Origin of the sequence: Haemophilus sputorum CCUG 13788, from assembly GCF_000238795.1 — a bacterium.
Lineage (GTDB): Bacteria > Pseudomonadota > Gammaproteobacteria > Enterobacterales > Pasteurellaceae > Haemophilus_A > Haemophilus_A sputorum.
Window position 1 is genome coordinate 129,470 of the sequence record NZ_AFNK01000071.1, and the last position, 23,746, is coordinate 153,215.

20 protein-coding genes are annotated in these 23,746 nt (G+C 38.6%); 6 read left to right on the forward strand and 14 right to left on the reverse strand.

The features are described from left to right. Positions 1–18 precede the first annotated feature (18 nt). Together HSP_RS0108750 and HSP_RS0108755 are read left to right on the forward strand one after the other, a co-directional pair. Positions 19–2,028 carry an ABC transporter permease gene (locus HSP_RS0108750; RefSeq protein WP_029495364.1) on the forward strand — a complete coding sequence of 670 codons (2,010 nt, stop codon included), beginning with the start codon at positions 19–21 and terminating at the stop codon, positions 2,026–2,028. Positions 2,029–2,036: 8 nt separating this feature from the next. Further along, the gene (locus HSP_RS0108755) at positions 2,037–3,068 is read left to right on the forward strand and encodes an ATP-binding cassette domain-containing protein (RefSeq protein ID WP_007525141.1); all 1,032 of its coding nucleotides are present in this window, start codon (positions 2,037–2,039) and stop codon (positions 3,066–3,068) included. A gap of 139 nt (positions 3,069–3,207) precedes the next feature. On the opposite strand, the gene purF is transcribed toward HSP_RS0108755, so the two are convergent. The 5 genes from purF to hemA all read right to left on the reverse strand — a co-directional run bounded on the left by purF (position 3,208) and on the right by hemA (position 9,410). Further along, on the reverse strand, positions 3,208–4,731 hold the full coding sequence (purF, locus tag HSP_RS0108760) for an amidophosphoribosyltransferase (protein ID WP_007525228.1): 1,524 nt from the start codon (positions 4,729–4,731) through the stop codon (positions 3,208–3,210). A 13-nt stretch (positions 4,732–4,744) separates the two neighbouring features. Further along, the gene (locus HSP_RS0108765; RefSeq protein WP_007525477.1) at positions 4,745–5,251 is read right to left on the reverse strand and encodes a CvpA family protein; all 507 of its coding nucleotides are present in this window, start codon (positions 5,249–5,251) and stop codon (positions 4,745–4,747) included. 126 nt (positions 5,252–5,377) lie between these two features. Continuing rightward, positions 5,378–5,845 carry a ribonuclease HI gene (gene rnhA / locus HSP_RS0108770; protein WP_007524807.1) on the reverse strand — a complete coding sequence of 156 codons (468 nt, stop codon included), beginning with the start codon at positions 5,843–5,845 and terminating at the stop codon, positions 5,378–5,380. Between the two features lie 8 nt (positions 5,846–5,853). Beyond that, positions 5,854–7,860: a bifunctional tRNA (5-methylaminomethyl-2-thiouridine)(34)-methyltransferase MnmC2/FAD-dependent 5-carboxymethylaminomethyl-2-thiouridine(34) oxidoreductase MnmC1 gene (gene mnmC / locus HSP_RS0108775; protein WP_007525192.1), complete on the reverse strand. Its 2,007-nt coding sequence runs from the start codon at positions 7,858–7,860 to the stop codon at positions 5,854–5,856. A gap of 239 nt (positions 7,861–8,099) precedes the next feature. Next, positions 8,100–9,410 carry a glutamyl-tRNA reductase gene (hemA, locus tag HSP_RS0108785; RefSeq protein WP_007524644.1) on the reverse strand — a complete coding sequence of 437 codons (1,311 nt, stop codon included), beginning with the start codon at positions 9,408–9,410 and terminating at the stop codon, positions 8,100–8,102. A 258-nt stretch (positions 9,411–9,668) separates the two neighbouring features. On the opposite strand from hemA, the gene leuS reads away from it, so the two are divergent. The 3 genes from leuS (at position 9,669) to holA (ending at position 13,912) form a co-directional block, all read left to right on the forward strand. Next, positions 9,669–12,257, forward strand: a complete 2,589-nt coding sequence (gene leuS, locus HSP_RS0108790) for a leucine--tRNA ligase (protein ID WP_007524895.1) — start codon at positions 9,669–9,671, stop codon at positions 12,255–12,257. Between the two features lie 87 nt (positions 12,258–12,344). After that, complete coding sequence (locus HSP_RS0108795; RefSeq protein ID WP_007524077.1) at positions 12,345–12,851, forward strand: LPS-assembly lipoprotein LptE; 507 nt, start codon at positions 12,345–12,347, stop codon at positions 12,849–12,851. Between the two features lie 35 nt (positions 12,852–12,886). Further along, positions 12,887–13,912: a DNA polymerase III subunit delta gene (gene holA, locus HSP_RS0108800; RefSeq protein WP_007524355.1), complete on the forward strand. Its 1,026-nt coding sequence runs from the start codon at positions 12,887–12,889 to the stop codon at positions 13,910–13,912. Positions 13,913–13,958: 46 nt separating this feature from the next. Here holA and HSP_RS0108805 read toward each other — a convergent pair whose 3' ends face one another. The 7 genes from HSP_RS0108805 to HSP_RS0108835 form a co-directional block, all read right to left on the reverse strand. Then, positions 13,959–14,561: a DedA family protein gene (locus HSP_RS0108805; protein WP_007525097.1), complete on the reverse strand. Its 603-nt coding sequence runs from the start codon at positions 14,559–14,561 to the stop codon at positions 13,959–13,961. 2 nt (positions 14,562–14,563) lie between these two features. Beyond that, entirely contained in the window at positions 14,564–15,580 is a 1,017-nt protein-coding gene (purR, locus tag HSP_RS0108810; protein ID WP_007524936.1) for an HTH-type transcriptional repressor PurR, read from the reverse strand. Positions 15,581–15,717: 137 nt separating this feature from the next. Beyond that, on the reverse strand, positions 15,718–17,067 hold the full coding sequence (gdhA, locus tag HSP_RS0108815; protein WP_010129896.1) for an NADP-specific glutamate dehydrogenase: 1,350 nt from the start codon (positions 17,065–17,067) through the stop codon (positions 15,718–15,720). Between the two features lie 301 nt (positions 17,068–17,368). After that, the gene (locus HSP_RS0108820) at positions 17,369–17,998 is read right to left on the reverse strand and encodes a hypothetical protein (protein ID WP_010129897.1); all 630 of its coding nucleotides are present in this window, start codon (positions 17,996–17,998) and stop codon (positions 17,369–17,371) included. Between the two features lie 79 nt (positions 17,999–18,077). Further along, positions 18,078–18,434, reverse strand: a complete 357-nt coding sequence (gene bamE / locus HSP_RS0108825) for an outer membrane protein assembly factor BamE (protein WP_010129898.1) — start codon at positions 18,432–18,434, stop codon at positions 18,078–18,080. A 64-nt stretch (positions 18,435–18,498) separates the two neighbouring features. Further along, on the reverse strand, positions 18,499–19,500 hold the full coding sequence (yejK, locus tag HSP_RS0108830; RefSeq protein WP_010129899.1) for a nucleoid-associated protein YejK: 1,002 nt from the start codon (positions 19,498–19,500) through the stop codon (positions 18,499–18,501). Further along, on the reverse strand, positions 19,500–21,050 hold the full coding sequence (locus tag HSP_RS0108835; protein ID WP_007524410.1) for a phosphoethanolamine transferase: 1,551 nt from the start codon (positions 21,048–21,050) through the stop codon (positions 19,500–19,502). The genes yejK and HSP_RS0108835 overlap by 1 nt, the downstream gene beginning before the upstream one ends. Positions 21,051–21,138: 88 nt before the next feature. Here HSP_RS0108835 and pyrH point away from each other — a divergent pair, with 88 nt between their 5' ends. Next, a complete protein-coding gene (gene pyrH, locus HSP_RS0108840; RefSeq protein WP_007524599.1) occupies positions 21,139–21,852 on the forward strand; it encodes a UMP kinase in 714 nt (237 codons plus the stop codon). A 61-nt stretch (positions 21,853–21,913) separates the two neighbouring features. Here pyrH and HSP_RS0108845 read toward each other — a convergent pair whose 3' ends face one another. Further along, complete coding sequence (locus tag HSP_RS0108845) at positions 21,914–22,795, reverse strand: DUF4189 domain-containing protein (protein WP_010129900.1); 882 nt, start codon at positions 22,793–22,795, stop codon at positions 21,914–21,916. 73 nt (positions 22,796–22,868) lie between these two features. Continuing rightward, positions 22,869–23,717, reverse strand: coding sequence for a DUF4189 domain-containing protein (locus HSP_RS0108850; protein ID WP_007524370.1), 849 nt, complete (start codon positions 23,715–23,717; stop codon positions 22,869–22,871). Positions 23,718–23,746: the final 29 nt, after the last annotated feature.

The following is a 23,746-nucleotide window of genomic DNA, read 5'->3' on the forward strand; positions in this document are numbered from 1 at the left end:
ACCGCTTGTTTTCTCTTTATGTTGCGTATTTCTTCTTATTTATGGCTTGGGCTGTCGCTACTTGCCTTTTTTGTTTTGCCGAGTCGAGCGCTATATTATGGTTTGGCCGAATCTACCGTAGATGAAGTTCATGCGGCGATGGGCTATGCGCAATATAATCTTAGTTGGTTCTGGTTTGCCTTGCCTTGGCTGTTGCCAATTCTTGCTAAATTACAACGCCCAAAGTGGAACGTTATCTTTCTGATAGCCATTACACTGTTTGTGTTGATTTCAGCTAAACTGACTCAATTTAGTTTAGGCTATTCTAGCATTGTACTTTTTATTACCCTAACCGCACTTCTGGTTGAAAACCTGGCTAAGCTCCAGTTTATGCAAGGTGACCGTTTTATTATTGCTGCCTTTATTGGCATGTTAATTATTATCGGGCTATTTATTGTCTATCCTACGGGGATACTTTTTAGCACACTGTTTTATAGCGAAGGGCAATTCAATCTTTCCCATAGCTTAAGTGTATTTTCCCAGCCACAAATGGGGCGAGTAATTTTAAATTCACTGTCAGTTTCAGGTGCGGTTGGGCTGCTTTCTACTTTCTTCGGACTGCTATTCGCCCTTTACACCACGCGAATTGGTAAGCGAACTCGCTTTATTAGTAAGACCTTTTCGATGTTGCCTATTGTAACTCCACCTTTTGTGGTTGGACTGGGTATTGCAATGTTGTTTGGTCGCGCAGGGTATGTGACAGAGTTTTTAGTTAATTATCTCGGTATGAGTAAAAATTGGCTTTATGGCTTTAATGGTATTGCAATTTCTCATACTTTGGCATTAACACCAATGGCTTTCATGATTATTGAAGGCGCACTAAAAGCGATTCCGGCAACGCTAGAAGAGGCTGGATATACTTTACACGCTTCACGTAACCAAATTTTCTTTTATGTATTATTGCCACTCCTGAAACCTGCACTAGCGAACGCTTTTTTGATTACGTTTATTCAATCATTAGCTGATTTTAGTACGCCATTTGTATTGGGTGGGGATTTTGATGTTCTTGCCAGCCAAATTTATTTTTATATGGTGGGCGCAAATCCTGATTATGCGATTGCGGCAACTTTGGGTAGTCTTTTGTTGCTGGTTTCACTGGCCATCTTTTTTGTCCAGCATTATTGGCTTGGTAAGCAATCTTATGTTACGCAATCTGGCAAAATGAGCCATGCGAATCGTCAAGCGCTACCACTGGGCATAAAATATCTCGTGATTGTGGCATTAAGTTGCTGGGCATTATTTAATTTAGTGCTTTATGGCTCAATTTTCTTTGGCAGTTTTACCGTGAACTGGGGAGTAAATCATAGTTTTACCTTTGAAAATTACCAAAAATTATTCGGACAAGGCATTGATTTTGGCGGTTTCCCTTCTTTGATTCAAACTGTGTTATATGCACTTTGTGCCGCGCCAATCACAGCATTAGTTGGTTTATTATTAGCTTATTTAACTACCCGTAAAACATTTAAAGGGCGTGAGAGTTTAGCTTTTTTAACGCTATTATGTTTTGCGGTTCCTGGCACTGTGGCTGGTGTTTCGTATTTATTAGCATTTAATCAATCGCCAATTTATTTAACGGGCACGAGTGCGATTATTGTGCTTTCAATGGTGACTCGCAATATGCCCGTTGGGATGCGTTCTGCAATTGCAGCATTAAATCAAATTGATAAATCGTTAGAAGAAGCGGCATTCACGCTTAAAGCAAATGGTTGGAAAACGTTGGTTTATGTTGTATTTCCATTATTAAAACCCGCGTTGTTGTCGGCATTAGTCAGCAGTTTTGTGCGCTCAATGACAACCATTAGTGCGATTATTTTCTTAGTGACGCCAACAACCCGAGTCGCAACCTCTTATATTTTAAATCGTGTCGAAGATGGGGATTACGGTTTAGCTATCGCTTATGGGGCAACCTTAATTGTGACGATGATGAGTATTATCTTAATTTTTAACTTATTACTGGCGCCAAGAATGCGCGCAGATAGTGTGCGATAAGGAGGAATATGAGCGCATTTCTTGAATTGAAAAAGATTTCCAAGCAATTTGGGCAAAATAAAATTGTGACCGATTTTAATCTCAGCATCGAAAAAGGCAAAATGGTGACAATTCTAGGCCCCTCTGGCTGTGGTAAAACAACGATTTTACGCCTAATTGCAGGCCTTGAGCTTGCAACAAGCGGTCAGATTTTGTTAGAAAATAACGAAATTGGACAACTTGCCCCGCAGTATCGAGATATTGGCATCGTGTTTCAATCTTATGCGCTTTTCCCACATTTAACGATTGGTGAGAATGTAGGATTTAGCTTGAAAATGGCTGGTGTAAAGAAAACAGAGCGACTTGAGCGAGTAAAAGAGGCTTTAGCATTAGTTGAGCTTGCAGGCTTTGAAGATCGCTTTATCGATCAGATTTCGGGTGGGCAACAACAGCGTGTGGCGCTAGCCAGAGCTTTGGTATTGAAACCGAAAATTTTATTGTTTGACGAGCCACTTTCTAATTTAGATAGCAATTTGCGTCAAGTTATGCGTGAGAAAATTCGCGCATTACAACAACGATTAAATATCACTGCGGTATATGTCACACATGACCAAAGTGAGGCTTTTGCCGTTTCAGATCAAATTGTGGTGATGGATAAAGGGCAGATTGTTCAACAAGGCAGCCCAGAGCAGCTTTATCAAGCACCAAAAAATCAATTTATCGCCCAATTTATGGGTGAGGCTAGCTTTGTTCCAGCCAAGAAAAAGGGCGATAAAATAACGGTGGGTTCACAAACAATTAGGTTAGAAAGTACATTAGCTGATGGTGATTGCCGATTAGGCATTCGCCCAGAAGCCATTCGATTATCTCCTGCAAAACCAGATTCAAATACCGCAGCCAAAGTGCTCAAAGCCGATTATATGGGCGCTTATTTGGAACTGCATTTGGATTGGCAAGGTTCGCCCTTATTAGCGAAGGTCTCTTCTGCTAGTTTTGAGCGCGAAATTACCCATTATGAAATGGCTTTTGCACCGAAAGGGCTGTTTTTACTCCCTGCGTAGAATGAGTAAAAGTTTCATAAAAAATAACCGCTTGTAACCAATTATTTGGCATAACAAGCGGTTAAATTTTGGTGGCATATAGGACAAAACACCCGCTCAAGATTGATACGGGCGTTGTTATTTAAGGCTAATACAATAATTAGTTAGAACTAATATTATGCATTTCTAGATTAGCTGATTGTGCAGCTAATTTTGCTTTAGCGTTGTCATTTCTCGCTGAGGCAATTGCACTCAAATAAGTTTCATCAATATCACCCGTAATATATTCGCCGGTAAAGACAGAAGCATCGAACTGCTTAATCGCTGGATTTTCTAATTGAACAGATTTAATCAATGCAGATAAATCTTGGAAAATTAGTTTATCAACGCCAATCATTTGAGCAATTTCATCTACATTACGTTTATAAGCAACTAATTCTTCACTAGTTGGCATATCAATGCCATAAACATTAGGATAACGAATTTCTGGAGCTGCTGAGGCAAAATACACTTTTTTCGCGCCTGCCGCTCTTGCCATTTCGACGATTTGCTCCGACGTTGTTCCACGAACAATAGAATCATCAACTAATAAAACATTTTTGCCTTTAAATTCAGCCGAAATTGGGTTGAGTTTACGGCGTACGGAGCTCTTACGCTGCTCTTGCCCTGGCATAATAAAGGTTCTTGCAACATAGCGGTTTTTTACAAAACCTTGGCGATATGGCTTATATAATACATTTGCAATGCGCACAGCAATGTCGTTTGAAGTTTCAGGAATTGGGATAACAACATCAATTTCATCAATCATGCGCCCCCACTCTTTTTTGATTTTTTCACCCAACATTTCTCCCATATGCACACGTGATGCATAGACAGAAACGCCATCAATAACCGAGTCTGGACGGGCAAAATACACAAATTCGAAAATACACGGATTTAGTTTCGGATCTTCTGCACAACTAGCAGAATATAATTCACCATCAAAGGTAATGTAGATCGCCTCACCAGGTTGCACATCACGCACAAACTCAAAACCTACAATATCTAACGCGACACTTTCAGAGGCAAACATATATTCCACTTTGCCATCTACTTCACGTTTGCCTAACACTAATGGTCGAATTCCAAATGGATCACGAAATGCAATCATTCCATGGCCAATGACCATCGCAATACAGGCATAAGCGCCTTTAATTGTTTTATTCGTTTGACGAACCGTTTCGAAAATATTTTCAGGAGTAAGGTGGTTGGTAGGATATTGATCAAGATAGTGTGCAAAAATGTTGAGTAAAGCTTCAGAATCAGAATTGGTATTAACATGGCGGCGAGCTTCTTTAAAAAGATGCTCTTTAAGTTCAGCGCTGTTAGTTAAATTCCCATTATGCACTAACGTTAAACCGAATGGTGAATTTACATAGAATGGTTGTGCTTCTGATGCACTAGAAGAGCCTGCTGTGGGATAGCGCACATGCCCAATACCTGCATTACCTTGCAGTCTAAGCATATGTTCTTGTCTGAATACTTCACTTACCAAGCCATTTGATTTTCGTAAACGAAAACAGTTTCCAGCGTCAATGGTAACGATACCTGCGGCATCTTGCCCCCGATGTTGAAGTAGTGTTAACCCATCATAAAGAGCCTGATTAACAGGCGAATGCCCGATAATACCAACAATGCCGCACATAATAAATTACCTCTTAGTTAGTCGTTTTTAAGAAACTCGAATTGGCTTGTAGCTGTTCAAAAAACCATTTCACAATAAAATCAAAGTGAGGAATCAATTTTGATTCCGTCCATAATTCGTTTTGGTTGATAGAAGTGAAGGTATCTGCAAAGAATAAAAGCGCTGCAACAATCAATACGCCACGCAATACGCCAAAAGCACCGCCTAAAATTCGGTCTGTAGTCGAAAGTACGCCTGTCATATCCACCATTTTTTGCAATAAACCACTAATAATGCCGCAAACAATTAAGGTGATAATAAATAAAATTGCCGCAGCTACGCCATTACGTAAAAATTCAGAATTTTGCAAATACACGGAATTAATCTGTGCTAAATAGCTGCTAAGATAAGGATAGAAGCTACTTGCTATCCAAAATGCAATAATCCAGCCACCTAGTGAAAGTGCTTCGCTAACGAAACCACGCCATAGGCTCACTAAGATAGAAAATGCAATAATTCCGATGATAATAATATCAACCATAAAAACCTCTATGGGCAAAACAGCCCCTATTCTACAAAAAAAGAAAACGTTTGCGTAGAGCAAACACCATAAAAATACAATAATTTAACAAGCGGTCTGATTTTACTAAAATTTTACCAATATACTTTAATCAGCCTCTACTTGGTAACCCTCATCTGCTTGTGTCGGTGCATTTGCACCTGCTTTTGCTAATTCATCGCAAATTTCGTTTTCACGATGCCCAGCGTGCCCTTTTACCCAACACCATTCAATTTGATGGCGTCGAATTTCACTATCAAGCTGTTGCCATAAATCTTGGTTTTTGACAGACTTACCATTTGCCGTTTTCCACCCTTTCTGCTTCCAGCTAAAAATCCATTGTGTGATGCCATTTTTCATATATTGGCTATCAGAATGTAACTGAACATGGCAAGATTCTTTTAGCCGTTGTAAGGCAATAATGACCGCCCGAAGTTCCATTCGATTATTGGTCGTTTGAAAATACCCTTGGCTGAGTGTTTTTTCATGTCCCTGATAGCGCAGCAAAATCCCAATACCTCCCGGCCCTGGGTTGCCTAAACAAGACCCATCAGTAAAAATTTCAACCTGCTTCATTTGCCCTCTTACTCATCTAATTTACTGCCTTTTAATAATTTTCTCATCCAAGCACGATTAGGTGATAACATCCGCCAAATATCGTCCCCCATCGGAATCGGCTCTCGACAAATTAACCCAGCTAACATTTCCGCTAATAGTGGAGCGGTAGTTAAGCCGCGCGATCCCAGCCCGTTAATGAGATACAGATTAGTAAAATTTTTAGCATTTTCAACCGCTTGTTTGCGACGAAGTGCATTGTACAGGTTCGCATATTGCTGTTTTTGTGCCACATAATCCGGCACTGCCCCCACAATCGGTAATCGATCACGCAATGCTGCACGAACACCTTGTTTCGCCCAATTTGCGGATAAATCAATATTTTTCGTCCAATCGCAAGCGGTCATATTTTGCTGTAATTTTGCTAAATTCTCGTGATGTTCGCTCAATGAAAAATGGCGTTCATCATTATTACGCACATGGCTAGCACCTAAACAATGCATATTCTCTGCTGAAACTGGCGTTAAATAACCATCATAACAAACCACACACTGTAGTTTTTGTAAATCTGGCGTTGTTGGAATCTGACTAACTTGCCCACGAACCGGGTAAAGCGGAATACCTTTACTTTGTTCAAATGCCATCAGACCATTGCCATTTGTTAGCACCAAAATATCATGCGCATAATCTTGGTTTTGCCACTGCCAATGCCACTGACCATCACGGAAAATAGGGGATTTAACTTCGTGATTAAAGACAATTTTTAGTCCTTGACGAATCAAATAATCGAAACCATTTTTAACTAATTGATGTGGTGAAAGCCAGCCCCCCTCAGCAATAAATGCCCCACCATCTTGTACTGGTAAACCGATTCTTTCACTTAAGGTTTTTGCTGTGCAAAGTTCAAATAAATTCGAATCATCAATTTGTTTGGCTATTTTCGCTAATTTCAGCGCGGTTTTCTCGTTATACGCCATTAACGCAACGCCAGTTAAGCCCTGTTCAAATTGAATTTTCGGTGAAAGCTGTTTTAAGCGCTGCAATGCATAATCAAAACTATGAATATAAAAACGCACATTGCGTTCATCATCATCACTTAGCTGTGGATAAATAGCGCCTTGTAAATTCCCTGATGCATTCATTGCAACGTCAGGATCCTTACAATATAGTGTGACTTTTTTCCCTCGTTCTAATAAAGAAAGCGCCAAAAATAAACTCGCCACACCACCACCAACTAAAGCAATATCATCGCTATTTTGCGTTATTTCTGTATAGAAATATGGATAACTCGGCGCTTGGTGTTCTGCCGTTAATGGTTTCTGCCCCCACAGCATTTCTCTTTTTTTACCGAATCCTTTACGTTTGAATACGTCAAATCCTGCCGCGACTAATCCTTTTCTTACCTTACTTGCTGCAGTAAAGGTTGCAAAGGTTCCGCCATTTCGACTTAATCGAAACATTTGCTGGTAAAGATTTTCTTGCCACATTTCTGGATTTTTATCAGGCGAAAAACCATCTAAAAACCATGCATCAATTTCGCCTTGATAGAAATCACCTAATTGCGGTAGATTTTCTGCCAACTCACCAAACCAGAGATCTAAATAAACTTCATTAAAATGATAGCGCTGGCAACCAGTTTGGCGTGGACGCCAAACGTCAACCAACTTTTCTGAAAGCACTGAAAATTGCGGATAAGATTGATGTATTTGAGCTAATTGCACCGAAGTAAGCGGAAATTTTTCAAAAGAGATGAAATATAAACGCTTTAAAGGATTATTTGGATACGCTTGGCGAAATTGTTGAAATTTCTCTGCAACGGCAAGAAAATTTAAACTAGTGCCAAATCCAGTTTCCGCAATAACAAAAGCCGCTTGCTGGCAAGCTAACCAGCGTTCCCAAAGTTGGTTGCCTTCTTGAAAAACATAATAGCTTTCTGCCAAACCATCTTGGCTTGAAAAATAAATATCGTCAAAAACGGTCGAAACCGGTGTATTTTGAGCATTAAAATCTAATGTGGCGAAAGTAAGCTTTTGCATAAAAGAAATTAGGGTTATAAAAAAGAAAAGGCACAAGTTTCTGCTTGTGCCATCTACCGAAGCTTTTTATTAGAAAATGAGTGATGCGAATAAAACGATCATACCTAATGAAAAAGCCACTGTTAAAATGGTATAACCTAAAGTACCCATAAGAACCTCTTTGTCAATTTAAAAAAATACGCCTTGATTATACTCAAAATTATTGAGCAAACCAAGTTTTCCAGCATAGCTGAAATAAATTATTCTGCCTCAATTTTTAAAGCTTGAGAAAAACTTTGCAATCCTTTTGAATTCCCTGCTTTTGCCATACTTTGTAACGCTTGTGTTGGCGTATGTAATAAGCTGTTTGTCAGTTTATAACTTAATTCATGCAATACTTTTTCACTATCTTGCCCTTGTTGTAGCGCTTGGATAGCTTTTGCTAATAATTGCTGACGAAGTTGTTCTGCATCTTGGCGATAACGCTTAATTAAATCGCTTGATTGTTGTTGCTTCAACCAAACAAAAAATGCTTTACACTCTTCATCTACAATATCTGCCGCTTGTTTTGCTGCTAACTCACGTTGGGCTAAGTTGCGTTGGATAATATTTTGCAGATCGTCCACGCTATAAGCATATACTGAATCTAATTCACCCGCGTTTTCATCAATATCACGAGGGACCGCAATATCAATCAGCAATAAAGGATCATATTGGCGCTGCTTTTGGGCAATTTCGACCATTTCTTTACTAATCAACACATCTGGGCTACCCGTTGAGCTAATAACCACATCAGCTTGATTTAATCCTAACTGCATGGCACTTAGTGAAAGGATTTGCATTGGCGTTTCAAGTTTTTCTGCCAACATTTCAGCACGAACATGAGTACGGTTGGCCACCATAATATTTTTTGCGCCATGTTGAATTAAATAGCGCGCAACAAGCTCAATAGTTTCACCTGCACCAACTAATAAAAAACGTAATTTATCAAAACGATCAAAAATTTGGCGAGCTAACCCACAGGCTGCATAAGCTACAGACACCGCACTCGCACCAATTTCTGTTTCTGAACGGACACGCTTTGCCGTGGAGAATGTCCGTTGGAATAAACGAGATAATTTAGTTGAAATGCTTTGGTGTTGAGAAGCATAAAAAGCTTCACTAAATTGATAAGCCTGTTTTACTTGTCCAAGGATTTGGGGTTCACCTAAAATTAAAGAATCCAATCCACAAGCTACACTCATTAAATGACGAGCAGCTTCTAAATTCTGTTTAAAATAAATGCATTCACGTAATTCACTTTCACTGATTTGGTGAATTTCCGCGAACCATTTTAAACACTGCTCTCGCCAGCTTTGGTTATCAATATGATCTTCTTGAGGCGTAATATTTGGCTGATGGAAATAAAGCTCTGTACGGTTGCAGGTCGATAAGATCACCACACTTTCTGCCAACGCTCTTTCTTGAATTTGCATAAACGCAAGTTGGCGTTTGATATCATCAAACGCCACTTTTCCCCGCACATCAACAGATGCGGTTTTATGGTTAATGCCAAGTGCTAATATGGTCATGTTATCGTCATTCCAGTAAAAATAGACTTCTATTCTAGCTAATCAGCTATAAGCACGCAAATAATTGTAAGAGCTGCTTTGATTTATCACAATAAACCACCTAGAAATAGGGATAGAGAAAAGCTCATTTTTCAGCTTTAGCTGATGAATCATGCAAATTTGCAAACTTTTCGGAAAATCCGACCGCTTACCATTCAAAAAAGCGCGATTTTGCGGTATGATTCTCATCATTTTTGCGAACAAACAAGGTTAACATTTATGCAACAACAATATAACCCAAGCCAGATTGAACCCGCTGTTCAACAATATTGGGCTGAAAATAAAGTCTTCAAAGCGATCAAAGATACGTCTAAAGAAAAATATTACTGTCTTTCAATGTTCCCTTACCCATCAGGCCGTTTACACATGGGTCACGTGCGTAACTACACCATCGGTGATGTGGTTTCTCGTTATCAACGTATGAACGGCAAAAATGTATTACAGCCAATTGGTTGGGATGCATTTGGTTTGCCGGCTGAAGGTGCTGCAATTAAAAATAAAACTGCACCCGCAAAATGGACTTACGAAAATATCGAATACATGAAAAACCAGCTCAAAATGTTGGGCTTTGGTTATGACTGGGATCGCGAAATTGCGACTTGCCGTCCAGAATACTACAAATGGGAACAATGGTTCTTCACCGAGCTTTATAAAAAAGGCTTAGTTTATAAAAAAACCTCAACTGTAAACTGGTGTCCAAACGATGAAACCGTATTGGCTAACGAACAGGTGCACGAAGGTTGCTGCTGGCGTTGTGACACTCCGGTCGAACAAAAAGAAATCCCACAATGGTTTATTAAAATCACTGACTATGCAGAACAATTACTAGGTGGATTAGACCAACTGCCACAATGGCCGGATATGGTAAAAACCATGCAACGTAACTGGATTGGTCGTTCTGAAGGGGTGGAAATTACATTTGATGTGGCAGATACCGCAGAAAAAGTTGCGGTTTATACCACCCGCCCAGATACTTTCTATGGTGTGAGCTATTTAGGTATCGCGGCAGCGCACCCATTAGCAGAATTAGCGGCAGAAAAAAATCCTCAATTGGCTGAATTTATCCGTGAAGCGAAAAATGCCAAAGTGGCCGAAGCAGACCTTGCCACTATGGAGAAAAAAGGGATGGCAACGGGCTTATTCGCTATTCATCCATTAACCGGTGAAAAATTACCAATTTGGGTCGCGAACTTTGTGTTAATGCACTACGGTACTGGCGCAGTAATGGCGGTTCCAGCACACGACCAACGCGACTTTGAATTTGCTCAAAAATACAATTTGCCAATTAAACAGGTAATCGCACCGCTTGCAGATGAAGAAATTGATTTAACCAAACAAGCTTTCGTTGAACACGGTAAATTAGTGAACTCTGCTGAGTTTGATGGTTTGGATTTTGATGCTGCATTCAACGGTATTGCGGACAAATTAGAAAAATTAGGCGTGGGTAAACGCCAAGTTAACTATCGTTTGCGTGACTGGGGCGTTTCTCGTCAGCGTTATTGGGGGGCACCAATTCCAATGCTCACCTTACCAAACGGTGAAACTGTGCCAGCACCAATCGAAGATTTACCGATTATTCTGCCGGAAGATGTGGTCATGGATGGCGTGAAAAGCCCAATTAAAGCGGATCCAAACTGGGCAAAAACCACCTTCAACGGTGAACCTGCATTAAAAGAAACCGATACCTTTGATACCTTTATGGAATCATCTTGGTACTACGCGCGCTACACCTCACCAAGCTATGCGGAAGGCATGTTGGATAAAGAGGAAGCGAATTACTGGTTACCGGTGGATCAATATATCGGCGGTATCGAGCACGCGACAATGCACTTGCTCTACTTCCGTTTCTTCCACAAATTATTGCGTGATGCAGGTTTCGTAACGAGCGATGAGCCGGCACAAAAATTATTATGCCAAGGCATGGTATTAGCGGATGCGTTCTACTACACCAGTCCGACTAACGAGCGTATTTGGGTGAGCCCAACGCAAGTGACCCTTGAGCGTGATGAAAAAGGTCGTATTATCAAAGCAACCGATCCGGAAGGCCGTGAATTGGTGCATACCGGTATGACCAAAATGTCGAAATCCAAAAACAACGGTATCGACCCACAAGAGATGGTGGAAAAATACGGTGCAGATACTGTGCGTCTATTTATGATGTTCGCGTCTCCTGCAGAAATGACGCTTGAATGGCAAGAATCCGGCGTAGAAGGTGCGAAACGTTTCTTAGGCCGTGTATGGAATTTAGTGTATGAATACAGCCAAAATCCTGCAAAAACCGCTTTAGATGTGACCGCACTTTCTGCAGACCAAAAAGCGCTTCGCCGTGATGTGCATAAAACGATCGCGAAAGTGAGCGATGATATTGGTCGCCGTCAAACCTTCAATACCGCTATCGCGGCAGTGATGGAGTTAATGAACAAATTAACCCGTGCACCATTAGAAAGCGAACAAGATCGTGCGGTTATGGCAGAAGCATTAAGCGCTGTAGTACGTATGCTTTACCCTATCACACCACATATCTGCTTTGAATTATGGAAAGCTTTAGGTAACGAAAGCAATATCGACCATGCAGAATGGGTGAAAGCTGACGAAGCTGCGATGGTAGAAGACGAAAAACTTATCGTGGTACAAGTCAACGGTAAAGTTCGTGGCAAAGTGACTGTTGCAGCTGATGCGGATGAAGAAACCGTGAAAACTGTTGCATTTGCAGATGAAAATGTGAAGAAATTTACTGACAATACACAAATCGTGAAAGTGATTTATGTACCAGGTAAATTGTTAAATGTGGTGGTTAAACCGCAATAATCCATAAAATAACCGCATTTTATTCTAAGCGTTGCATAAAGGACTCTTAAACAAAATAAAGTGCGGTGAATTTTACAGGTAATTTTTATGATGAAATCAATCAAAACGATCTGCTTAGTTGGGGCAACGGTTTTTCTGACCGCTTGTGGATGGCATTTTAAGAATAATGAAATGTTACCAACTGAATTGCGCACACTAACATTTGAAAGTGCCGATCAACACAGTGATATGTCTCGCGTTCTGCGTAATCAATTACAGCTTAACGACGTAAAATTAGTTTCTAGCCAAGACCATGTTGCTAAATTACGTTTAGTTAATGCTTCAAGTGGTAGCAAAGTGGTGTCTGTATTTAAACAGGCTCGCGAGGCAGAAAAATTATTAACATTAAATGTACAAGCTGTTGTAGATGTTCCAAACAAAGGTGCTTACCCGCTAGAAGTTTCGGTACACCGTACTTTCTTTGATGACTCTCGTGCTGCATTAGCAAAATCTGCAGAACAAGAGATGATTATGAAAGATATGTATGAACAAGCTGCACGTCAGTTAATTATTAAAATGACGGGCTTACATCAAGAACTTCATCAGGCAAAATAACCCAATCCCCCATTTTGGGGGATTTTCTTATCACTATGCAAAGAATCTTTCCTGAAGCACTCACTTTACAGCTCAACAAAGTCCTATCACCCTATTATTTACTGACAGGAACCGATTTACTTTTGTTAGATGAAGCGAAAGTGCAAATTATCCAAGCAGCTAGAGAACAAGGTTTTGATGAAAAAACGGAATTTACCGTGAATCAAGAAACGCCTTGGGACACGCTTTTGGAAAGTGCACAATCTATGGGTTTATTTTTCAATCGCCAGATTATTATTCTTAATCTGCCTGACAACATCACAACCCAACAGGCTAAACAGCTAGAAACACTCTGTCAGCTCAGCCATTCAGATTTATTATTGATTTTTTGCCTACCAAAATGGACAAAAGCACTTGAAAAGCAAAATTGGCTACATCAGATTGATGCGCAAGCCATTCAAGTAAACTGCCAAACGCCCGAAATCAGTAAACTACCTGCTTGGGTAGGTATGCGTGCAAAGACCTTATCACTTCAAATTGAACTAGAGGCTGTTCAATTGCTCTGTTATAGCTATGAAGGGAATTTATTAGCACTCAAACAAGCATTACAATTACTTCAATTACATTTTACTGATGGGAAAATCACGCTCAATCGAGCAAAAGAAATTGTTGAGCAATCCGCACAATTTAACCCATTTCAATGGGTAGATGCGTTATTAAATGGGAAAATTGCCCGTGCAGAACGTATTCTGGCGCATTTAAAAAATGAAGATGTTCAGCCAGTTATGTTACTACGTATTATTCAAAAAGAACTAATGATTCTACTAGAACTGACTCGCTCACCAGCACCTGTTTTACATAGTCAAACACCGCTTTATATTGGTAATTTACGTGCAGAATTCGACCGCTTGAAAATTTGGCAAAATCGGAGAATGGCTTATCAACAAGCGTGCCAACGCCTAACCTATCAACAACTATATCAACTTATTCAAAAACTTGCTGAATTAGAACGCCAAGTCAAACAAACCTTCGATGAACAAGTTTGGATAGGATTAGCCCAATTCTCAGCTTTATTTAAATAGAAAACCTAGCCATTTGGCTAGGTTTTCTTTCATATTAAATTTGGTTTTAAGCTGATTTATTTTTACGATTTCGATACCATTTCCAGCCGAAATAGAGCGCTAAAACGCCTAATATACTAAAAATAATATGTTGTCCATTTTTCACTTGATGCTCTAACCATTCTAAATTTTTCGCACCATAATCGCCTAAATAAACCCAAATCGGAACAGAGATAATTGCTGCACAGAAATCAACTGCAATAAATTGCGTATAGCTTACGCGACGAGTAATGCCTGAAACTAAATAAACAACCGCTCTTAATCCTGGTAAGAAACGCGCTAAAAATAATAGGCGATTACCTTGTTTTTCAAAACGCTCTTGCACTGCCACATAACGGCTTTCAGTCACAATATTACGAATTAGCGGGAATTGTCTAATTTTCTCACCGTAAATACGCCCTAACCAGTACATAGTGCTATCACCTACCAATACGCCAAGCATACTCACAACAAGCATCCAATGAACATTGGTATAACCCAGTCCAGAAATTACACCACCAGAAACTAAAGTAACATCTTCGGGAATCGGTACACCAAAACCACAGGCTAATAAAACTAAAAATACCGCCCAATAACCATAACTACTAAAAAATTCAATTAAAAATTCCATGTCTATCCTTGTTGATTAAGATCTTTTACTGAGTGACGCACAACCAATTCCGGGTGGAATTCTAATGTATGTGGCTCACTTGCTTTTTCGCTATTTTGAATACGTTCTAACAATAAATCTAAGGCAGCTCTACCTAAACGAGATTTTGATTGATGAATCGTGGTTAGCGGTGGCGCGTAAAAGCGAGAGCTATGAATATTATCATAACCTATGATAGAAATATCACTTGGCACAGATAGCCCCTTTTCAGTAATAGATGAAATTGCGCCTAAAGCCTGAACATCACTAAAACAGAAAATAGCAGTTGGCAATTCTTTTTGGCGGAACATATTATTCATACATTCAAAACCATCTTCTGGTTCAAAGTCACCATCAAAAATCCAATCTTGATTGATAGGTAAATTAGCCTCTTCCATAGCTTTAGTAAATCCCTCTAAACGCAATTTAGAGATTGTTTTTTCTAAAGATCCAGCAATAACACCAATGGCTTTATGTCCTTTTTCAATCAAATGACGCGTAGCTAAATAACCACCTTCAACACTATTATCTAAAATACGATCGCTTTTACCATCGTGTACGCCCCAGTCCATTACTACCATAGGCACATTAGTTCCATTAAATAACGCTAAAGATTTTTCAGTATATTCTGAACACATAACTAAAATACCATCTACGCGTTTTTTAATTAGCATATCTAAGTGATTTTGGATTTTCTCCGGCTCATTTTGTGTATTACATAAAAAGAGAGAATAACCTTGTCGATAACACTGCTCTTCAACTGCGAGCACCACTTCAGCAAAATATGGCGATTCACTGGTTGTAATAATCATCCCGATAGATTTAGTCGTATTCACTTTTAAGCTACGCGCAACTGCACTAGGCGAATAGTTTAATGCTTTCACAGCATCCCATACCGCTTTAGTTGTATCTTCTGCTACAAATCGGGTTTTATTAATAACATGAGAAACTGTCGTGGTTGACACGCCAGCATGTTTTGCAACATCTTTAATCGTCGCCATAAAAAACTCACTTTTATTCTAAAATAGTAACGTTTTATTATAACGATTTTAAACAAGAGCGTGAACAATTAGAATTTTTTTACACAAAAAAATAAAACCCTCCGAGGAGGGTTTCTCAAATTGCTTGAACAAATAAATTATAATACACCTTGTTCTAACATTGCTGTTGCCACTTTTTTGAAGCCCGCAATGTTTGCACCATTTACGTAGTTCACAAAACCATCGGCTTCGCGACCATTTTCAACGCAGTTTTCATGAATTGCGCTCATAATACCGAATAAACGTTGATCAACTTCTTCACGAGTCCAAGATAAACGCATTGCATTTTGGCTCATTTCTAAACCTGAAGTTGCTACACCACCAGCATTTGCCGCTTTACCTGGCGCATAAAGAATTTTTGCCGCTAAGAATACTTCAACACCGTCTAAAGTTGTTGGCATATTCGCACCTTCTGCTACACAGATGCAACCATTTTTAACCAATTCTTTTGCATCATTGCCATCTAATTCATTTTGTGTTGCACAAGGCAATGCAATATCACATTTTACACCCCAAGGTTTTTGACCTTCAAAGTATTGTAATCCTTGCTCTTTGGCATACACAGATAAACGTTCACGACGTTCATTTTTCAAGACTAATAAAGCAGCTAGTTGAGATTCGGTCATGCCTGCATCAGAGAATAAGACATAGCCATTTGAATCTGAAACAGTTAAGACTTTTGCCCCTTTTTGGATAGCTTTTTCAGCCGCATATTGCGCTACATTACCTGAACCAGAAATGACTACACGTTTGCCTTCAAAACCTTGCCCACGGGTTGATAGCATTGCATCAGCAAAATAAACCGCACCATAACCGGTCGCTTCAGGTCGAATTAAGCTACCGCCCCAAGTTAAACTTTTACCTGTTAGTACAGAAGTAAATTCATTACGTAATTTTTTATACTGACCATACATATAACCGATTTCACGACCACCTACACCAATATCACCCGCAGGAACATCAGTATCTGCACCAATATGGCGAGAAAGTTCGGTCATGAATGCTTGGCAGAAACGCATTACTTCAGCGTCTGATTTGCCTTTTGGATCAAAGTCTGAACCACCTTTACCACCACCCATTGGCAATGTTGTTAATGCATTCTTGAATACTTGCTCAAAAGCTAAGAATTTTAATACGCCTAAATCGACCGTCGGATGGAAACGAATCCCACCTTTATAAGGGCCAATTGCTGAGTTCATTTGGACACGGTAGCCACGGTTAACTTGTACGTTACCATTATCATCAACCCAAGTTACACGGAAAGTAATCACTCGTTCCGGTTCAACTAAGCGCTCTAAAATACCATGTTTAGTATATTGTGGATTTTTAGCTAAAAATGGCGCTAGAGAAATAAACACTTCTTCAACCGCTTGGTGGAATGGTGCTTGATTTGGATCGCGTTGTTTAATTTTTTGGAACAATGAATCTAATGCGTGTAATTCGCTCATGGTTGGCTCCTGTTAGTTATAATTTTAAAAGAATGTTGTGTTTTAAAGTGGTTTTGAGTTTATCAATACTTTTTTTACTTGAAAAGTATAATTACAAAAAATAATGCAATAAATTAGAAAAATTAAGTTTAAACGCCTATTTTTTGCTCAATTAGAGCGAATTTATCATTTTTTTGTGACAGAAATCACGCTTTTAATCACTTAGCACTCTATTAGAAGTTTTTATGGATTAGAAAAATTTATAACAAAAACCTACCAAGCTTATAGGCCTGATGGGTAATTAAAAGTGTTTCTTCAACAACTACTTTTCTTCATACTTTTTCATAAATTTTGAAATTGCATTAAGGAAGATATTTTTAATAGGTTGGGCTTTCCGTTCAAATTCAATATTTTTTTCTTTAAATAAACGGAATTCATCGGCTGAAGCTTTTTCTGGCTTAATATAAGTATTTGCCATTTTTGCCCAGCTATCCATAGAGAAATGATATACATCAATTAGATATTGGATAATTGCTTTTACCTCTTTATCCTTCACTTTGGCTTTTAATTCCGTTAATTGTTTAACTTCTTTTTCCGATTGATTCCAAACATTTTGTTTATAGTCCTCAATCACCATTTTGATATTCTTCTTATCAAAATCACCACAAAATTTTTCACAGCTTGATAAAAGCTGCTCTTCGAAATTCGGCATAAAAGTACTATTCGTATCAGACATCCACTTGAAGAATTTTGTGAAATCATCTTTACCTGTTGGCGATTGCATATTCGAAATCGGAATAGGCTTTAATAAATCCGCCGGTATATCTGGAAGTTGATTATTCACCAATTTTTCAGTTGGCATTGGTCTTTCTACATAAGCAGCTTGACTTTGACAAGCTGAAAACGACAATACACTTATCGCTAATAGGCTAGATAGAATAATTTTTTTCATACTAAACTCCTAAGTTCGAACTAAATACAAGCGGTAGATTTTCTGCAAAATTTTACAAAAATTCTACCGCTTGCTGAGCTTATTGAGCTGGGTTTGGCGCATTATCAGTGAGAGGTTTATCTAACTTCACATCACTCACTAAACCTTGATTATCGAAGTAAACGTATAAAGTACGCTGAATTGGATCGTTATAACCCTCACGCTTAATAAAGACGTAATCCCAACGATTTTCGCCAAATACGTTTTTCAACATTGGCGTGCCTAATAAATATTGCACTTGAACTGGCGTCATACCGATTTTGATCTGATCAATTTTATCTTGTTCTAAATAGTTACCTTGAGGTACATCAATACGATAGACGACTTTTTTTACCGTAGAACACGCGCTAACACCCATCACTAATGCAAGCACTGCAAGAAGAGATTTCATTTTCATATATAGTTGACCTTTGAAAAACTGTAATTTGGCGCATCATACCAAATTAGCTAGAAAAAGACGATTATTTATTACGCTCAAGCTGATCGCGAAGATTCGCCGGCAATCCTTTGATTGTTAATGTGTCGTTTAGTTCATCCCAAATCAGGCGTTCTCCTAAAAGTTCAGCATTAAAACTAATTGTGACCCCTTTTCCAGATCCTGAAAATTTGGTGAGCGTCTTCAACGCATTACGCACAGGGGGAATAGATTCTTCTAAACCATATTCTTGTGTTTGAGCAAATTGCGCAAAATCTAACTCATTTAACGTTGGCATTGATTCTGAAAGTTCTGTCAGCACAATTTCTTCGCCACTAGCAATTTGACCTTTGCAATAATCAAACACTTGTTTTTTTACTTCGCGCGTTTGAGGGGCAGAAAGTTCCCCTTGTTCACAGTAATCGCTTACTGCTTGTAATAATGTTTGGTTCTGTACTTGCGGGTTAAAACCTTCTTCTGCACTTAAAAAGTCCATAAAGAAATCTGCAATTTTCCGCCCTACTCGCCCTTTAATAAAGGTTAAATAGCGATTAGATTGCGCGTTAAGTTTCAATTCAGTTAAATTGATTCGACAAGCAATGTCATATTGCGTGATCTCTAAATATTGCGTTTGTTGAATCTCTAGCTGTTCATTGACTAACATCGAACTTCTGCTATCAATTAACGCAACAAATAAATAGTCAGTCGCTAAAAAATTATAGCGGCAAAGAATAAAAGTTCCACCTGAAGCAAATGGATATTTAGCTAACTCTGTGGCTAACATATTGGCACAGCTTTGGCTAAATGGCAGAAAATCTACCTCCTGTTCTAACAAGCGATTAAGCTGTTGGGCAAAAACTGACTCCGACTTAAATATGCCATAGGCTTTCGCTTTTGCTTGATATGCTTGATGAAGTTGCAGCATCATCTGCTCAACATCAGCATTAACCACTAACAAATTATCTCTTAGATGAGTGGTTAAACTTGGCATTTCACCTTCTCCTTGTTGAAGTTGGTGAAGCACTATCTCTGTTACATTTATACTCATTATTTCTTCTCTTGACTAGGAATCTCAACTGCTGGATCTAACGGCGCATCAATTTTATCAATGATGGCTTTTAAACCATAATCGTCTTTATCTGGTTGATTACTGAATAAATCCACTTCTTTATTCAGCAATGGATTTTCAATACCAATCCATTTTGCGATACCATCCGTAAAGTTTAAACCAGATTTAAATACCTTATAAACATGACGTTCTGTATCATCACTCGAAATTTTAAACAGCGGCACATTAAAATGCAGCTTGCTTTTACCACTGCTATTGTGAATTTTAATATTATCTTCACTGATTTCATGCGATAAGCCATGATCAGAGAAATAAATCATTGAGAAACTACGATTAGATGTCGTTTCATTCTGGCGTAAAGCCTCATAAATACGTTTGATGACTTCATCTGTTTTCTTAATTGAAGAAACATAACAATTCACGTTGAAATATTTTTTCGGCAAGCTTTCATCATCATACATTTTCGGATAATCCGTTAAGCGATCGCAGCTAATTGGATGCGAACCATACAAATGCACTACAATAAAGCGCTTGCCTTGATGTGGTTGCTTAAGCACTTCATCAAATTTTGGAAGCAACTCAAAATCACTGATATTCTGATTTAATGAATCGCCAGCTTTAGTAAAAATTTTCACATCACTTTTATTTGCTAACGATGAAATCGGCGTATCAAACTCACCCAAATAACCTTGATTAGAAAGCCAATAAGTTTGAATACCCGCCGATTTAATTAAATCAATCAAGCTCAACTCATAATTACTTTCCCAGTTTTTCGTATCGGGTTTAGTCAACATTAACCGCAAAGAAGCAATTGTGTTAGTTCCACCAGAGGTAAAACCATCAATTAATGTGCCATTTGCCTGACTCATAAAAGGCGTATTTCCAGATGGATAGCCATACGCATGATGATAATCTTTACGCGCACTTTCACCAATAATTAACACATAATCATCATATTTCGATGCACTTGATAAAGTGGATTTACCCCATTTCGGCTCAATGGTTAAGTTATTAAGCACATCTAGCTCTTTTTTTACCTTCATACTTTCGGTATAAAAAACTTGGAAAAATTTTAGTCCACTAGATGGTAAAGCCAATAACAGCACCCCAAAAATCACAAAAGTTTTATTTTTAATCGGCTGAAGATTAAACTCATTTGTAATTTTTCGATAAAAAATGACCGCTAGTAAAATCGCAACTGCACTCGCATAGTTCAACCACGAGATCTGCATGAGAAACTCTTTGCTTTCCATTAAATCGGTCGCAAAAATCGATGCAATATATTGATAAGTTGGCGCACCAAAGGTAATTCCTACTGGCGTATAAAGGGCATAACCAATACTGATTGGGAGTAACAAAAAGTAGAATGTTTTTTTACTAGCACTTAAGGTAATGATAAGCACCATTAAGCTAAGCACATCTAAAATGTTAGGTTCAGGGAAAAAACCAGAGCCTTTTAACATTAAAAAAGCTGCACTAAATGCCAATAAAAAGGCGAGCAACGCCCACCCAATTTTCTTTCCAGACATTGTTTGAATTCTCTATTTCTAGTTAAACAAGATTGTTCTATAATAACGCAATTTTGTTTTTAGTACACCAATCATAGAGGCAATTAAAATGAGTAAACCAATTTATAACCGTATTTTATTAAAATTAAGCGGCGAAGCGCTGCAAGGCGAAGAAGGATTTGGTATCGATCCGTCTATTTTAGATCGTATGGCGCTTGAGATTAAAGAACTCATTGAAATGGGCGTAGAAGTCGGCGTAGTCATCGGTGGCGGTAACTTATTCCGTGGCGCAAAATTAGCTAAAGCGGGTATGAATCGTGTTGTAGGCGACCACATGGGGATGCTTGCAACGGTAATGAATGGTTTAGCAATGCGTGATGCGCTTCACCGTGCAGATGTGAATGCGAAATTGATGTCAGCTTTCCAATTAAATGGTATTTGTGATACTTATAACTGGTCTGAAGCAATCAAAATGTTACGTGAAAAACGCGTGGTCATTTTCTCTGCCGGTACAGGTAGCCCATTCTTTACAACTGACTCTGCAGCTTGCTTACGTGGTATTGAAATTGAAGCCGATGTAGTATTAAAAGCTACTAAAGTAGATGGTGTTTATGATAAAGACCCAGCAAAACACAATGATGCTCAGTTATTCAACAGCCTTTCTTATGCAGAAGTGATTGATAAAGAACTACAAGTGATGGACTTAGCAGCGTTTACGCTTGCTCGTGACCACGGTATGCCGATTCGTGTATTTAATATGGGCAAACCAGGTGCATTACGCCAAGTGATTTTAGGTGAAGAAGAAGGTACAACCATTCGCTAATAGAAGCTGAATAAAAAATAAAGAAACGGTAGAAATGATGATTTCTACCGTTTTTTGTTAATTAAAATAAGTTCTTTTCCCCAGCATTAAAAATGTCATCTTGACCATTTTTGCCTGGTTTGGCTAATTGTGACTTATCAAAGAAGCATTGTTTATCTTTCTCATAATCGCATGGCGTAGAACACACAGGATAAATATTTGATACTTGGCAATTTGAAGCGCCATCTTCTTTGCAATTTGCTAAGGCGTCATCTTTGGAGCGCTGGCCAAGAATCCCTAATCCGAAATAAGATGTAGGTCCATTTTTCTCTGCATGTGCGACACTTAAACAAGCATTACTAAATCCAAATAGAAACTCGCAACGTTCACCACTTTCTTTTTCACACTGGCTAATGGCTTCTTTTTTGGCATTGGCTAAATTTGGAGTAGGAACATCATTACCCCATATTCCTTGTTTTTTATTTCCTTGTCTTACGGCAACAACAGACCAAGTGCGAGGTTTTAATTCTAGTTTGCTTGTATCGTAATATCCATTACATTTGAATTCTTTATCAATATCACCAAACCCAGTCTCAGCACGATGAGATTTAATTTTGCCATTCATATCGGTAAAGACATAAGTCCACTTATGGTTACCTGTAAAGACTTTTTCTTTTTTGGTATAAATGGTTGTGCCATAAGCATGATGGCCACGCCCTACTTCATATTCTAAAACATTGTAAAGCGGTCTAGCAAAACCATAAATTAAGAAAGTCTCCTTTTCACTTGAACATTGTTTAATATCATCTGGATAAAGCCCTTTGCTTTCCATAAATTCATTGACATCTTTTCCTGACCAATAAAGTGTTGTACCAAGATGAACATAAGTGGAGCAACTGCTTAATAATCCGTAAATAGAAGTAAAAAACGCGAGCTTTAATAATGGTTTTATTGAATATTTCATATGAAACTCTTTATATCGAATTTTTTAGTGAAAATATAACCGCTTACTTTAACAATAAGCGGTTTGTTTTATATTATGGTGTAATGACTTCTGGTTTTGGCAATATACAACCTGTCTCATTCTCCATATCGCAAGCTGTTGCACAAAGGCCTTCCATGACCGTTTTACAGTTACGCCCACCTTTTGACTGACATTGCGCAATCACATCTTTATTTGCGCCTGCTTTATTGGCACCTACACCAAACACATCAAAGTAAGCCCCATTACGCTCCCCCGTTCCACTTGATAGACAGAGGTTGCTATAAGATACAACTACTTTACAAGCCTTACCGCCATCATCTTTACATTGCTCTAAAGCATCTTCTTCAGCCTCTTTTCGCGAGCTATATGCTTTATCCGATCCCCACATCATTTTGTTATTATCCGCAGAGTTAGCAATACTCATCCATAAACTTTGTCGTGTTAACGTTTGTGCTAATTTGGCCTCATCATAGGCTACCTCATCCATATTTTGACAATTAAATTCTTTATCAATATCACCAAACCCCGTATCAGAACGGTCAGAAGTAATTTTGCCTTCAATGTCAGTAAATACATAATTCCATCTATATCTACCTGTAAATTGATGTTCTGTTTGCGTATAAATAGTTGTACCATAAGCATGATGGCCTCGGCCTACTTCACGGTCATATGTATGGTAAATAGGTTTAGCAAAACCATAAATAAGAAATGGCTTATCTTTATCCTTACAAATCTTTTTAGTATCTGGCTCAACCCCTTTATCTGCTATAAATTCGTTAATATCTTTACCTGACCAATATAATGTTGTACCTAGATGAGCATAAGTTGCACAGCCAGATAACCACATTGAAGCACATAATGCTGCTGAGACATGCAATAAACGTTTTCCACTAAAAATCATACTAATCTCCTTTGGTATTAAAGCCCCTG